This is a genomic window from Mesorhizobium sp. M1143 (assembly GCF_040318435.1).
GTDB lineage: Bacteria > Pseudomonadota > Alphaproteobacteria > Rhizobiales > Rhizobiaceae > Mesorhizobium.
Window position 1 is genome coordinate 1 of the sequence record NZ_JAMYMJ010000084.1, and the last position, 13700, is coordinate 13700.

At 57.4% G+C, this 13700-nt stretch carries 14 protein-coding genes and 2 pseudogenes; 3 read left to right on the forward strand and 13 right to left on the reverse strand.

Annotated elements, in window-relative coordinates:
- The first annotated feature begins 1140 nt into the window (after positions 1–1140).
- Positions 1141–1377, forward strand: a complete 237-nt coding sequence (locus NKH35_RS29585; RefSeq protein WP_156940489.1) for a hypothetical protein — start codon at positions 1141–1143, stop codon at positions 1375–1377.
- 660 nt (positions 1378–2037) lie between these two features.
- Here the strand turns inward: NKH35_RS29585 and NKH35_RS29590 are convergent.
- The 5 genes from NKH35_RS29590 to NKH35_RS29610 form a co-directional block, all read right to left on the reverse strand.
- Positions 2038–2592, reverse strand: a complete 555-nt coding sequence (locus NKH35_RS29590; RefSeq protein WP_023706350.1) for a PH domain-containing protein — start codon at positions 2590–2592, stop codon at positions 2038–2040.
- 112 nt (positions 2593–2704) lie between these two features.
- Positions 2705–3871 carry a His-Xaa-Ser system radical SAM maturase HxsC gene (hxsC, locus tag NKH35_RS29595; protein ID WP_023835545.1) on the reverse strand — a complete coding sequence of 389 codons (1167 nt, stop codon included), beginning with the start codon at positions 3869–3871 and terminating at the stop codon, positions 2705–2707.
- A 1-nt stretch (position 3872) separates the two neighbouring features.
- Positions 3873–5291 carry a His-Xaa-Ser system radical SAM maturase HxsB gene (hxsB, locus tag NKH35_RS29600; protein ID WP_352917256.1) on the reverse strand — a complete coding sequence of 473 codons (1419 nt, stop codon included), beginning with the start codon at positions 5289–5291 and terminating at the stop codon, positions 3873–3875.
- Positions 5292–5322: 31 nt separating this feature from the next.
- Positions 5323–5655 (reverse strand): His-Xaa-Ser system protein HxsD, encoded by a 333-nt coding sequence (gene hxsD, locus NKH35_RS29605; protein WP_352917258.1) that lies wholly within the window; start codon positions 5653–5655, stop codon positions 5323–5325.
- Positions 5656–6430: 775 nt separating this feature from the next.
- Positions 6431–6679 (reverse strand): hypothetical protein, encoded by a 249-nt coding sequence (locus tag NKH35_RS29610; RefSeq protein WP_352917260.1) that lies wholly within the window; start codon positions 6677–6679, stop codon positions 6431–6433.
- Here NKH35_RS29610 and NKH35_RS32080 point away from each other — a divergent pair.
- Positions 6578–6802 (forward strand): sunset domain-containing protein, encoded by a 225-nt coding sequence (locus NKH35_RS32080; protein ID WP_502907009.1) that lies wholly within the window; start codon positions 6578–6580, stop codon positions 6800–6802. The genes NKH35_RS29610 and NKH35_RS32080 overlap by 102 nt on opposite strands.
- Here NKH35_RS32080 and NKH35_RS29615 read toward each other — a convergent pair.
- The 4 genes and pseudogenes from NKH35_RS29615 to NKH35_RS29630 all read right to left on the reverse strand — a co-directional run.
- On the reverse strand, positions 6706–7005 hold the full coding sequence (locus NKH35_RS29615) for a hypothetical protein (protein ID WP_352917262.1): 300 nt from the start codon (positions 7003–7005) through the stop codon (positions 6706–6708). The two genes, NKH35_RS32080 and NKH35_RS29615, sit on opposite strands and share 97 nt — an antisense overlap.
- A 69-nt stretch (positions 7006–7074) precedes the next feature.
- A complete protein-coding gene (locus NKH35_RS29620; protein ID WP_352917264.1) occupies positions 7075–7299 on the reverse strand; it encodes a hypothetical protein in 225 nt (74 codons plus the stop codon).
- A gap of 160 nt (positions 7300–7459) precedes the next feature.
- On the reverse strand, positions 7460–7696 hold the full coding sequence (locus NKH35_RS29625) for a hypothetical protein (protein ID WP_023672248.1): 237 nt from the start codon (positions 7694–7696) through the stop codon (positions 7460–7462).
- 75 nt (positions 7697–7771) lie between these two features.
- Positions 7772–7999, reverse strand: a pseudogene (locus tag NKH35_RS29630) (helix-turn-helix domain-containing protein); the annotation flags it as partial.
- Between the two features lie 533 nt (positions 8000–8532).
- Between NKH35_RS29630 and NKH35_RS29635 the strand changes: the two are divergent.
- Positions 8533–8760, forward strand: a complete 228-nt coding sequence (locus NKH35_RS29635; protein ID WP_352917266.1) for a hypothetical protein — start codon at positions 8533–8535, stop codon at positions 8758–8760.
- Positions 8761–9037: 277 nt separating this feature from the next.
- On the opposite strand, the gene NKH35_RS29640 is transcribed toward NKH35_RS29635, so the two are convergent.
- The 4 genes and pseudogenes from NKH35_RS29640 to NKH35_RS29655 form a co-directional block, all read right to left on the reverse strand.
- On the reverse strand, positions 9038–10351 hold the full coding sequence (locus NKH35_RS29640; protein ID WP_352917267.1) for an HlyD family type I secretion periplasmic adaptor subunit: 1314 nt from the start codon (positions 10349–10351) through the stop codon (positions 9038–9040).
- Positions 10338–11873 carry a type I secretion system permease/ATPase gene (locus NKH35_RS29645; RefSeq protein ID WP_502907008.1) on the reverse strand — a complete coding sequence of 512 codons (1536 nt, stop codon included), beginning with the start codon at positions 11871–11873 and terminating at the stop codon, positions 10338–10340. Before NKH35_RS29645 ends, NKH35_RS29640 begins: the two co-directional genes overlap by 14 nt.
- A 445-nt stretch (positions 11874–12318) precedes the next feature.
- Positions 12319–13110, reverse strand: a complete 792-nt coding sequence (locus tag NKH35_RS29650) for a calcium-binding protein (protein WP_023673926.1) — start codon at positions 13108–13110, stop codon at positions 12319–12321.
- Between the two features lie 369 nt (positions 13111–13479).
- Positions 13480–13672: pseudogene (locus tag NKH35_RS29655) on the reverse strand (HlyD family type I secretion periplasmic adaptor subunit); the annotation flags it as partial.
- Positions 13673–13700 lie beyond the last annotated feature (28 nt).

The following is a 13700-nucleotide window of genomic DNA, read 5'->3' on the forward strand; positions in this document are numbered from 1 at the left end:
CCCACGGCCCACAATTTGCTTCACACCCAACGCACACGGCCACCCGCCAAACGGTCCGGGGGGGGGGTGTGCTTGGGGGCGCGGGGCTCACACCAAGCCCCCCACGCCGGAGGGTGAATGATGATCGCGACGCTAGCCTAGCCATTCCCCAACGGCTCGGACAAATCCGGTTCCCGGCGGCGTTCCCGTCGTTCTTCAAGGAACAGCTTGGTGTGCTCGTCCCACTCAAGGGGCGTTGTCCCGCGCTCTTGACGAAACTTTCCAAACTCCTTGCGCAGGTCGGCAAGGTCCAATGCCCAAAGATGCTCACTGCTTCCGGGGTTCGACAAAGCGCTCACCAGTTCCGTCCGCTCTCTCGGAATTAAGTTGGCTTCGCGGTTGAGCCTTCAAGGTGGCATTGCGAGATAATTTGCTCGCTTGATAATATGCCTATATCTTAGGCAGAGGAGTGGGGGTCCCTATATCTTCCCGCAGTGGCCGGTGCGGTTAAGCCCCACAAGCACCCCCAACTGCACCGGCCATGTCCCACGGCTGGGTATGGTCTTTGCGCTCGGCATATCTTTTCAAGAGCTTCCGTGAAGCCTGACGCAAATTTGTTGCTGCTGCGAGCCGCACCCCCCGTTTGGCGGAGCTTCGTATATCTCTCGCTTTACCACGATCTTATCCGAAGTGATTAGGCGAGCTAGGCGCTTCAGCGAGCTGCCACTACCTCGTAGGCGTCCAAAGCTTCTTGGTGTGCCGATGCCGAAAAGCAACCCAGCGGCCGGTCCATAAACGGCCAGCAAGTCGAAGTCCTGGCCTCCATTCGTAGGATGGGTCGACGAGCGGGTCGAACAGTGGCGCGCGCGCCCCCGAGAGGAAGAGGGAATGTCTTATAACGGAGCGTCCGCAAGTGTCGGACGCTGACCGGGCTGCCCAGCGCAACCCTGCTGAACCCGACGCTTTGGTGTCACTTCCAAGTATACCCTGATGTGCAACAACAACATATGCGCAAATCGAAAGCCGTCCGGCTTACCGGTCAAGAACGGGAGCGCCGCTAAGACGAAAAAGCATCTCGCTGTAGGGTAGCCGAGCAAGGATCTTGCCGTGGTTGGCAATTGCCGCAGCTGTCATTCCTCTACATAGGAGACTGACGCCCCCTTGGGTTCGTTGGCAGATGGCATCCGGACTGTCAACGAGATGCAGATCCGGAACCCCATGTACTATGGCAGTTACACCCTCAGGAATGGCTCCGATCGGTTGAACTACCAATATGCGCACACCGAGCAGCCACCCTATCATAATGGCGGCTACGCAACCAGTGCAGCCAAAGACGCCGAACTTCTTCATCGCATCGCACCTATTCCCCGCATCCCATCATCGTACCTGATGGCGTGATGGTGCATTCGTTGCCTTCAGTGTCCACGGAATGAGTTCCGGTGCTGTCTGTCCAGGAGCGAATGGAGTAGGAGTTTCCTTCGCTATCGCTACTGGTGACCTCTTGGCCTCCGTTCGGAAAGCGAAGAGTTTCGGTGTCAATCGAATAGTTATTCCTTCGGTATCGTACGATCTCACATGTTGATCCCCATTTTTGCCGGAATAGGAATCTGTGCAGACCCTGTAGTCGCTTTCACCCAAGCAATCAGCGTATGCGGAAGCGGTGCAGCCGAGTAGAAATGCTGCCGTCAATCCGATGACGTTTACTTTCATTGAATTTCCTCGATAAAAACACTAAAGCCCCGCCAACAGTCATAACGGCTCTGGGCGCGAGGAACCGCAGCGGCTAGGTATCCTTGAAGTTAAACCGCCTATCAAGCCAATCTGCGCCTCTGAAATACACCGCACTCGAGTGCCACGAGTTGTTCAAGGTAAGCGTCCAGGCCCAAAGGCTTATGGATACAAGTGCACCAATCCACCCGTACAGCAGAGCTGCCGCAAAAAGCGATGGGGTCGACATAACGAGTATCCACCACTCCCAAATGAAGCGCAAGGTAATACCGACGCAAAAATAAATAGAGATGAAGAGTATAATCCCGACAACGACCCCTGTAAATTCCATTATCCTGCCAGTATTTTTCTTTTTTGCTGTTCGAATTCTTGATCTGTGATGATTCCGGTCGCCTTCAAAGCGCCGAGACGCTCAAGCATTGACACCACGTCGGTACCCTGCGGTTGATTGTAGACTGGAGCTGGCTGCCTTCTCTGCTCCAGTGCATCCCTAACCTTATTGACGAATTTGACAACAGTCTTCTTCCAAACGTTGCTGATGTGCCGCTGCGAAGCTCCGTCTTCGATGGTGATCGAACCAAAGATGAGCCCCGTTTTGCCGCTAACAGCATTTACCTTGTCAAGGCCTATGCTGGCCTGCTTCAGGCCGTAGATCATTCCTTTGTCGAGAAAGATGATACGTCGGTCTGTCAGGGTGATGAGCCACGTGTCGCCGTCCATGAGCCCAGAAGTGAATGCCAATACCTGCTCACCGTCTGAAAGAATCTCCGGAAGGTGATTTAGCTCTTTCTTTGTAAAAAATTGATCGTCGCCGATTTCATCGGCGATACGTTTATACTCTATTCGAAGCTCCGCCTTGGACGCATTTTTAAAATCGAAGGTCATATTCTCTCCAATCGCTATCCGAGTCAGCAGCGCACAGATTGTATTTCTAAGATTTAGGCTAGGTTATCCCACCGGGCGAACGGCTTTCGTAATTTTCAACCAATCTGATGTTCTATTTTGTTTGAAACGCCGAGATATGGGAGCTTCGTGCAAGGTGGCTAGATGAAAAGAAGCCACCACATTCGGCGCGCTTGGAGCAGCTTGTGCACTCGTTCAAGTACGCATTTTTCCAGTCACTAATCGACCGCTTTGCATACTTGTGGATAGAGCCATCAAGAAGACAGAGCTGGTGATTGTAGACTGAAACATTGATCCTAGCCGCAGCCAGATATTGCACAGCCGCCCGCAACTCACTTCGATAGTCGTACGGGTCCATCCAGAGCTTATCCATATTTGCCCTTGTGAAGCCAGTGATCTCCAGTCCCATAAACGTCACGTGGTCTACGAAGGTGAGGTTTCTAAAAATGAAATCTGACAGGTCGACGAGACCTTCATAGGTCTGCTTGTGAACGACAACTCGTATCTCAACCTCAGCCCCGACGGCCTTCAGGTTCATGATCCCGCGGATGGTCTCATCGAAGGCGCCTTTGGACTGAACCACGTAGTCGTGAACTTCCGGGTCGGCGGAATAGATCGGTATGCCGACCGAAAGACGAGGATGTCCAATCCCTTGATAGCGCTCTGCGAATTGCCGATCCTTGAACGTCCGGCCATTGGAAAGAATATGAACCGGCGTAGACGGAAGGTGGTCACGAGCTGATGACAAAATGTCAAAAAAGTCCTCACCCACCAGCGTTGGCTCACCGCCAGTGATCCCGAGAAACGGGGTCGTTACGGGCAGCAGGGGCAGCACATCCAAAATCTCCCTCGCCAACCAGCGATCATCAACGTCTTTGGGTGGCTGGGAGCACATCAAACACAGGTGGTTGCACCGCTCCGTTACGAGGAAATAGTTCGCGTTGGCATCCTTTCTGAACAGGACACGCACTGCCTTCCGATCCGGCACAAAGCGGATGACGTCTCCTTCGCAAAGGTAGTCGAACTCGTGGGGCAGAACGACTAGTCGTCGGTCTGAAAACAGTCGCTCAGCTTCCGGCCGATGCTCCTCAAAGGTGACAACCCACTGGCATTCAGGATGAAACGTCTGCCCCTTGAAAAGGTACGCATCATGTTCTCGGTTAGGCGCTTGGTCAGCTTGGCCCGTCACGAGCCTAAGTGCCACTCGCTGTGAGAAATCACCGACGCTTGCTGACGCAGCGAAGCCACTCAGTCGCAACATCCTAATTCGCCCAACTTAGAAAGAGTTCTCGGGCGGTAACGTCCCTCTCCATAAGGCCGATCAGCCTCTTGAAGATCGACATATTGCGATTGCAGAATCCCGACCGCGTTTTGAGGCCAACAAAGTCGCCCTGCGTTGCGGTATGGAATACTGGATCGGAGCCACAGAACGGCTCGTAAGCGCAGTCGGCGCACATCGGTACGGAGCCTGCAAAAGATTGCTCGATAGGATCGAGGAGAGCGTCGGACCCGAAAATCTCGCCATAGGTGTTTTCGTGGACATTCCCGAGCAGAAATGTCTTGTCGCCCATTTCGGCCAACGTTCGTGCTTCGTCGGACGCGTAGACGCTGGCGTCATAGTTATAGCCGACGGCGGAGATACCGATGCCTGCCGGGCTCATAAGATCCACATATCCTGGCTCGAAAGGCGTGAGCATCTTTGTAAGGATGGTGGCCGCGTAAAACTCCTTGAAAGGTATGCCGTTACGGTTCAGTTCCAGGATGTAATTCAGCCCGTCGAAGTAGAAATCGAGCCAGCGGTCCACGTCATAGGCTGCGTACGATTTCGTCTTGACCGCGAAGCCGTAAGGGGAAAGCGGCCGAAGGAATATTCCGGGGAAATCTAGCCGCAGGTATTCGTCAATGATCTCGCGCGCCAGTGGAAGACTGGCTTTGGTCGTTGTCATAAGTGCGCTGACGCGTTCATGGCCGAGAGCCAGTCTGGCCTTGTGGATACCTGCCACAGCCAATTCGTAGCTGTTCTTTCCCGGGCGCGGTCGATTGGCATTGTGAAGAGTGGCCGGTCCGTCGAGCGACGTTGAAATTAGAATCCTGTGCACGCGACAGAATTCCAAGATTTCGTCGGTGATGACGGCGAGATTCGTCGTGATGACGAATTGCAGCGACCGCCCGGCGACCTTGTTGATCGCTTCAGCCCGATGCACGACGTGTTGGATCAACGGGAAATTCAGGAGCGGCTCGCCGCCTTGGAACTCGATCTTGATAGCCGGACTTGGAGACTGGAAAATGAGCGCCAACGCCTTCTCGGCAGTCTCCTCTGACATATCGAAGGCTGAACGATCTTCGCTTTGGCGAGATACCTGACAGTAGGGGCAGGAGTGCTCGCACCGCAAAGACACGACCATGATGTGAAGCGATGTGAAGTTCTCAAGCCTTCTTGCCTTGGTCCGAACCTTCAGCGCCAGCAGCTCCTTGCCGATATTGGAGGATGCATCAAAGAGGAACTGCCTGCTGCGCAGGCGGGAGTAGGCGGGGTGTGTGCTGGGAAGCTCGTGCCTGATAAACGAAGCCAGCACGGCGCGCGGCAATAGCAGATATTCGCCCGCTTGGTTGGTCAGCACATACCGCTCGTCGTCCAACTGGGAAAAACGAAAGTACGCGAGCTGATAAGTGTCGTCCAACGGTCGTTGGAACTCAGTTGCCGGAGCAAACTTAGTCATCGGACTGCAGGCCCGATCTGGAAAACGCAAGCGCCAGTATCGCGTTTCTAACAGTGGCGGTTTCGGCGGCGATGCTTCTACGCAGGTCCTGATCCAAGACCTCTAGCCGCAGTCTTTCTACCGCTGCGTCGGCCGAAGTTCGCGCGGCCGCCTTGCTGACGTTGATCGTGCATACTGCGAAGCCGCCCTCGATCGTGATCTCAACCGCAGCGTTGCCGGTTACCCGATACGCTGCGCGCTTTACACAGTCGAGGCTGAAGACTGACAGATCAAACTTGACTTGGGCAGTCTGGACGAGCTCGCTCTCGCGAGGGGTGTCCGCCATCAACAATAGCTGTAGCCAGAGCAGTGAGACCCGTGACTAGCATGGCTCGAATGGCTGGTGTGGTACGCCATGATAACGTCCGTACCATTTGAGCGATCTAGCACATCACCGTAGCCGAGGTCCGCCGGGACAGTGCCAGCTTCAGCGAGCTTGGTCGAAGGCTGATTTGCCGATTCGACAAGGACTGCAGCCTGAACTTGGCCGCCGAGAATCATCGTGGCCGACAAGGCCATTGGTGACAGGAAATTGCGTTTCGACATTATCCAAACCCCCGTTTGTACGGACTCATTAGCAAAACGCGCCAAGCCGGACAAGTACCGCTTGTGGAGAAGTGCTTAAGGGACCACTAATGTTCCGGGTCAAATACTTGTATTGTGGAGTTGACGGGGTCCGTCTTCTGAGCGCAATCGATCGCAGAAGCGGCCCGACGATGCTCTTTTGCAGCCGCTTCGGCTGCCGCCAGAAAGCGCTCGGATTTCAGCCCGAGACAGCTGTTCGGAAGGTTTGGTTCTGGGCCATTGGCGATCTCCGCTTGATGGGGTTCGCCGCAACGCGGACCATAGTCCTACATGCCACGCTGCCTGACCTCCTGGCCTACTCTCACGGGAGCGATAGGGCCAGGCGCCAAGCGCCACCATCAGGAGGGAAGCGGTCGTGCCGACCATGTCTCGCGCCTGAGCGTCGCGGGCGCCGCATCAAGGAAGCGGGCTACAGCGCTGCGGCCTGATACTGGACTCCCGGCTTCAGACGATGCATTCTCGCCTCGGGGAAGGGATCATGGGCAATTCTGTTCATGCCAGGAGGTTGCAGAGGCGACGGCCTTGGTGGCGCTCGCTTTTTCCGCTATCGTCTCGCCGCCGTTCTGGTGATGCTCGGGGCGACTTCCGCGGGCTATCTTGCAGTCGGCGACGATCGGCACGAGCTGCCGCGCGTTCACCATGGCGGCGATTCGTCGGCCAGCAACGCGGCTGTCCGCGAGGCGGGCTGCGATATCAAGGGCAACATTAACGAGCGCGGCGAGCATATCTACCATATGCCGGGGCAGGAATATTACTCTGCTACGCGCGTCAACCCAGCTCGAGGAGAGCGCTGGTTCTGCTCACAATGGGAAGCGTGGTGGGCGGGCTGGCGGAAAGCGAAAGTGTAGCGATTGCCTTTAGACGACACCTTCAGTTGCTCGATGCGCGTGCTCTTTATTGGAAGTTCGAACATCGCGCCGCCCGCGAGTTCCGGGTAATGCGTCGATCGCCAGAGATGACGATCCAACGCCCCCTCCGTGCTCAGCTGGGCGATCCAGGCCACATCTTTCACGCCGGGGCCGAACTTCTTCTCTGATATGGACGATCTCATGCTCCCCGGCGAACAGGGCATTTAGCGAACGGGCGAGAGCGGGCGACAGGTTTTCGTCGACCAGGGCTTTCACGCGGCACTCTGAAGGCTCTCTTCGAATTTGATGGCGTCTCTAACAGCGGTAGCTGAGACATCGAAAAGGCGCGCCACCTTTTCCGCAAATCCTTCGGCTTCTACAGCTTGCGCAAGCGCCACGGTCGGGACGCCATATTTGGAGGCGATCGGCTGACCGAACGAACGATGGGGGTCGATCACGATGGACTGCTTGCCATTGAAGGGCCGCCAGCGCGCCACCGCGTCACGATATCCAGGTCTTTGAACGTCCGCTCTATGCAGGAATGCAGCCAGAGCGACGCGGCAAAGCCCATCGGGACGCGCCAGCCTAGGTCTTCCTCCCCCCGCTGCATGCCAGACGTATTGTCCTTGGGCATCGCGCCGCTCCATCGGCGAGGCGTCAGTTCGTCTCGTCTACGATACTGTCATAGTCGCGGCCGATCAGTAGCAGCACGAAGCCGCAGGGCACTGTCACGCTGGTGAGGGCAATAAGGCCGAGCCATCCATAGTCCGGCTTCGCAAAATAGTAGTACCAGCTAATCGCCTGCACCAGCGGAGACACGATCAACATCCAAGCACCCCATTTGCCATCCGTGTTGAGCCGGATCGTTGTCGTCGCCCGATATCTGATTGCCATACGTATGCCCTCCCGTTCCTCAAAAGGCAGCTTCGCGTCGGTTGAGCGCGAACGCAAGCGCCGGCCCGGCTACGGCTTTGCGAGCCTCACGCCGGCGCCTCCTCCATTCTGCGGAATGAGCTCAACCCCGGCAGCCTCCAGAGCGGCCTGCAGGTCGACCAACGTGCGGTCGTATGGCGTCCGCTTGCCAGCTTCGAAATTGGCAATGGTCGTCTTGGCCACCTGGGAGGCCGCTGCCAGCTGATCCTGCGACCATCCAACAAGCGCCCGGGCTGCCCGGCATTGAGATGGCGAAAGTGTCATTTTAGTTAAACCTTACATTAAAGTGACTGTACGATACGTGCAGTCTTATACCATTAGTGCAACGTTATCGCAAATGCAGACCCAAATGCCTAACACCCCTCTTCTGGAGGCCGGCGAAGCTATGGCCGCTGCCTTCCCTTTAGAAGATTTTCCCGCGCCCTGCTCGGTGCCATCGCCTCTATTCCGGCCATAAGAGGCGCGGCCGCGGCGCATGTCTCGCCGCAACCGGCGCCTCTGCCCTCCGAGGAGGAACTGCTGCAAGCCTACAGTGAGTGGCTGTTCTTCGAACGTCTGCTGCTTATGCGCGACATCTACCCTCGCGAGCGCAACCCCTACCGCCAAACAGCCCTCGTGCCCTGCAACACTCTTGCGGCGCATTACCATTTCCCGCTACGATGACCGAGAGTTGTAGCCCGACATGGGAAACGGTGCCCTCGCCAGCCACGCGTGCGCTGCTCGTCTTGCAGACTGTCGGCGTTGACTTCAGGCCGCTGAGTGAACGGCAATGATCTTTCGTTCAGAAGGAACCTGCCATGCGAACGACCGAAGGTGCTCGACCGCCTTCCGGCTGGTTTGTGGTCGACGTGATGCGCCGCGAAGCCCGGAAGTGGGACTGGGCGGCGCTTGTGACCGATACGCATCCTGACGATCTAGAAGCTCGGATCTTTGCGAAGCAGTGCTGGGTCCCCATTCCCGGCAAGCACCGAAACCGAGATGCGGCTTGGGATATGTTCCAGGCGATGTCAGCCACGCGGCACTGACTGACTTTCATTCCGCAGAAGAGAAACGAACAGCCCGCTGCGGCTGGTGGCGGGTTTTTCATGTCGCGTTTCATGTCGCGTCCATCAGCCGCGCACCAGTAAAAACCGTTGGAAACCAAGGATACTCAGTTGCAACATGGTGCAACATCAGCTGAATATTACAGAAACAAGCGGTGCCCAGAGGCAAGTAGGAAATGTCTGTGCTTTCAGATCTTACCACGCACATAGCATGCGGACAACCAACAGAAATAGCAACAATAGATTCCTGTGGGTTATTTCATTCCTCCCGGAATGTCCGACTGATTTGGTCCGACAGCGGCTTCACGAAATAGGAAAGCGCCGTACGCTCACCCGTCTGGACCATCGCTTCGGCCGGCATACCGGGCACGAGCGTCAGGCCCTTGAGCTTCGTCAGTTCCGCCTGCGGAACCGACAGGCGCACCAGGTAGTACGAAATGCCGTTTTTTTCATCCGTCGCCAGATCGGCTGCGATCCGGCTGACATATCCGTTCAATATCGGCGTGGTTCTCAGATTGAAGGCTGACATCCGCAGCACGGCCTTGTGACCAAGCTGGATTTGGTCGATGTCCTTCGGGGTGATTCGTACTTCAAGCGCAAGATCGTCGCCTTCCGGCACGATTAGCATGATCGGATCGGCGGGCGTGATCACTCCGCCGACCGTATGAATTGCGAGTTGTTGAATGGTGCCTGACTGCGGCGCGACGATATCGATCCGCCGCAGTTCCTGTTCAACCGCCACCTTGCGCTCAACATACTCCCCGACCTGCGCCTGACCCTCTCTGAGCTCCTGGCCCACTTCCGACTTGAAATCCTGATCGATCTGCGGGATCTGCAGGCGCGTTTCGGCTATGCGGGCTGCCGTCTGTGCCTGATCTGCGATCTTCTCACCGCGTTCGCCACCGAAAGTGGCAACCTGGATCTTCAGGCTGTTCAACCGTTGGTCCGAGACAATGCCTTGGTTGCGCAGCCCACTTAGAACAGCAATTTCCTTTTGGAGAACCTCGATCATTTTTTCACAGGCAATTTCCTGCGCCTTGAGTCCTTCGATCTCGTGGTGATATTGAGTAATGCGTTCCGCCAATTGCGCCTGCTTCCCGTCGCGGGATTGCCTGCGGAATTCGAACAGCAACGTCTCGCTATCTATTGCCGAAGCTACGTCCGGAACATCTCTTCGGGCGAGTAGCCAGTCCGGGAAGGGGATTTCCGCGAGATCGTCACGCTCAGCATCGAGTCGAGCTAGGTAGGCGGCCAGCTCATCGAGCCGCTTGGTGACTATGGCGAGATTAGCGCGCGCCTGGGTGGCATCGAGCCGCATGAGGATGTCGCCGGCTTTTACCTTATCGCCTTCGCGCACCAGGATTTCTCCCACCACCCCGCCAGTCGGGTGCTGCACCTTCTTGACATAGGAAACGACGACAAAGTGTCCGGACGCTACAACCGCACCGGAGAGATTCGTGAAGTTCGCCCAGGCTCCGGCTCCTCCCACAAAGATCACGCTCGCCAGAAAGCCCGCCACCAGGTGGCGGCGAATGGAGCTTGAAACGTCATTGTTCTGATCAATGCCGGACACCGGTATCCTCCATGTCAGCGCGCTCTGCCACGTTATCCTGTGTAGACTCGATGGCCTTCAGGACTTTGGAAGGCGCACCGAATGATCGCTGCCGTCCACCTTCCATCACCAACACCAAATCCACGGCGCGGATGACGCTCGGCTGATGGCAGACAACAACCGCAATGCCCTTGCGCTCGCGCACAGAGGCGATCGCCTTAGCGACTGCAGCTTCGCCTTCCGCGTCGAGATGGATATTGGGTTCATCCAGCACAACAAGGAACGGGTCTCGATAAAGGGCACGGGCAAGACCGATAAGCTGGCGCTGCCCGGCGGAAAGTGCCGATCCGACCTCACCAATCGGAGTTTCGTATCCGTGCTCAAATCGGAGGATCAGTTCGTGCGTGCCCGCTGCTTTCGCCGCGGCGACAATAGCCTCAGGGTCAGGATCATCTTCAAAACGAGCGATGTTTTCGGCAATGGTGCCATCGAACAATTCAACACCTTGTGGCAGATAGCCGATGTGACGGCCTAGTGCTTCCCGGTCCCATTGATCGAGGCTTGCGCTGTCGATGCGAACCTTCCCGGCGACCGGCGTCCATGCGCCGACGATGGCGCGCGAGAGTGTCGACTTGCCCGAGCCCGACGGGCCGATGACCCCGAGTGCGCTTCCCGCCTGAATGGCAAACGCAAGGCCGGTCACGGTCGGCTTGCTTTCGCCGGGCGGAACGATTGTCACGCTTTCGAGGCGCAGTTCGCGTTCAGGTGCAGGCATAGGCACAACAGGAGCGGTTTCAGGAACCTTTTCCAAGAGGTCCTCCAGCCGCGCCCAACTCTGGCGCGCCATGAGGAAGGGTTTCCAGCTTGAAATGGCCAGATCGACCGGAGCCAGCGCACGCCCCATCATGATCGAACTGACAATCATGACCCCGGCCGTAGCCTCCTGCCTGACGACAAGGTACGCACCGACGGTAAGAATGGCCGATTGCACCTGCAGGCGCAAGTCGGCATTGCAACGCGCTGCTTGCAGCAGACCATTGCGTGCCATGTTGTGGGCAACGGTATCGCTTATCGGCCCTTGCGAGAGAGTGTTGGCAAGGAGTGTCAGAGATGTGAGACCGACCGCCCCGATAAGTGCCGTCATGCCGATCCAGAAATGAAGGAGGAAGCAAATGCCAAGATAAAACAGCATCCATGGCAGATCGAAGAACGCTGTCGGACCGTTTCCACCTAAGAAGCCGCGAACATTGTCGAGATCGCGAAGCGGCTGCAAGCCGTCGCCCGGCATGCGCGTTGAAAGCGGAAGGCGAACGATCGCATCGTGAACGCGTCCGGAAAACTGTCCATCGAAACGCTCGCCAATCCGCAGCAGCACGCGGGCGCGCAAAATGTCGAGCAGGCATTGGAACGCATAAAGCCCCGCAGCGAGCACGACGAGCCCCACCAGCGTGGATACGCTGCCACTTGCCAGAACGCGGTCATAGACCTGAAGCATGAACAGCGGCGAGATCAGCGCAAACACGTTGACCACGCCGCTGATCAACACAATGCCCCAAATCGCGGAAGTCAGAGGGAAGGGTCTCAAAGCTGATCCTTTAAGGAATGGTTGTCACGTAAGTCTCCGCAGCTGGCGACCCAGCTCCCTATATTGCTCCCCGATCGGCAACCGACTGCATCCGCTCGCTGGTTCAGGATCAGTGCTCCCGCCGAATATGTTTGGTCCCGGCATTTGATGGAGCGGGTCAACAACACCGTCCGGCTGAAGGTTTGGAAGGGATTCATCCTGGTCGGCCGCAAGGGCCCGAACAGGCTTCCGCCTCCACACCTTCAGGAGATTTCGGTCCACGACCAGCGCGACGCGCAGGGCTTCGTCACTGTACACGCTGACTGCTCCCAGGCGCCCCGGCCCATGGCAAGTAGCGGAAACGGACGGGAAAGCGCCCGCCCGGGGGGGCGGGGCGGGCGCGGTTCCGCATGGGTTTTCTGGATCAAACGAAGGTGAAGTCCGACGCGGTCAGGCCTAGGTCGGCCACGGTGACTACACCGCCCAGGTGGGCGAACTCGTGCGCGCTGCCGTCGGCGGTGACATAGGCCAGAGTTGCAACTCTGTCAGTGTAGCTGCTTTGGTAGACAATGATGTCGCCGGCGTGCTCGCCGGAGATCGCACTCGCCGCCTCATTAGCAGAGTTGAAAGATTCACCAGTGATCACCACGACGTGTTCGCCGTTCGCACCCGACGCCGCACCGCTGTAGAAGCTGCTCACCGGGTAGCCGGACTGTATGCTGGCGTTGTTGACGAAGTTCGCGCCAAAACCGTCGTTGTAGAGGCCTACCGCATCGAAGGCGAACTTGTCCTCCGCGGGGTTGAAATCGGTGATAGTGGTAATGTCCGACGTCGACCCGACAACCCCAGGCACCGGATTGTGGAACTGGAACACGAACGTGTCACTGTCGCTGCCCCCGGTCAACGTGTCCTGGCCGTCACCCACGTAGAGGACATCCTGGCCGGGTCCGCCGCTGAGCCTGTCATTGTCCTCACCGGAGACGCGCGCGTTGAAGCGGCCGTTGTCGCCGGAGAGATCGTCCCAGCCATCTCCGCCGAAGATGCGGTCGTTACCCTCGCCGCCGATGGCTCGGTCACTGCCCGCGCCACCCGAGATCTCGTCGTTGCCGCCACGACCGTCAAGCCAGTCACCGCCCTGGTAACCCTCGATCCAGTCAACACCCTCGGTGCCGAGGAGTGTTTCGGAACCCGGGCCACCTTCGATAATCTTTGCCATTGAAAATACTCCTAATGATGCCCCTGCCTGAGTCGTTCATATTCGTCATCGGACAATTGGAGAAATCGATTGCTTGGATAGGCATACATTTACGAAATGGATGCATTCTCGTTCACTTCGCCCTTCTGCTGAGCAGTTGCGGGCTCGCAGGCGGCGGGGACACGCCCCAGGCAATCGGCCCGAATATTCACACTCAAAGAACGGTCCAGGAAAACTTGGCAACCGGTCGTCCTGGTTGGGCCGCCCTCGGAAGAACGGGCATGGGGCTGTGTTGCCGAGTCGCGCCGGCACTGCCCATTGCGAGCAATGGAACGGTAGGGAGCGCGTTCGCGCGAGCCGAGATCGGAACCGACAGGCGCACCAGGTAGTACGAAATGCCGGGTTCACCAGGATTTCTCCGACCACCCCGCCAGTCGGGTGCTGTATCTTCTCACTAGGAAACGACGACAAAGTGTCCGGACGCTACAACCGCACCGGAGAGATTCGTGAAGGTCGCCCAGGCTCCGGCTCCTCCCACAAAGATCACGCTCGCCAGAAGGCCCGCCACCAGGTGCCGGCGAATGGACTCGAAACGTCATTGTTCTGATGAA

Coding starts and splice junctions, on each gene's coding strand:
- hxsD (WP_352917258.1), bottom strand. CDS start 5,655: ATGGCGGACACCCCTCGCGAGAGCGAGCTCGTCCAGACTGCCCAAGTC.
- NKH35_RS29625 (WP_023672248.1), bottom strand. CDS start 7,696: ATGGCAATCAGATATCGGGCGACGACAACGATCCGGCTCAACACGGAT.
- hxsC (WP_023835545.1), bottom strand. CDS start 3,871: ATGTTGCGACTGAGTGGCTTCGCTGCGTCAGCAAGCGTCGGTGATTTC.
- NKH35_RS29610 (WP_352917260.1), bottom strand. CDS start 6,679: ATGCTCGCCGCGCTCGTTAATGTTGCCCTTGATATCGCAGCCCGCCTC.
- NKH35_RS29615 (WP_352917262.1), bottom strand. CDS start 7,005: ATGAGATCGTCCATATCAGAGAAGAAGTTCGGCCCCGGCGTGAAAGAT.
- NKH35_RS29590 (WP_023706350.1), bottom strand. CDS start 2,592: ATGACCTTCGATTTTAAAAATGCGTCCAAGGCGGAGCTTCGAATAGAG.
- NKH35_RS29650 (WP_023673926.1), bottom strand. CDS start 13,110: ATGGCAAAGATTATCGAAGGTGGCCCGGGTTCCGAAACACTCCTCGGC.
- NKH35_RS29635 (WP_352917266.1), top strand. CDS start 8,533: ATGCGAACGACCGAAGGTGCTCGACCGCCTTCCGGCTGGTTTGTGGTC.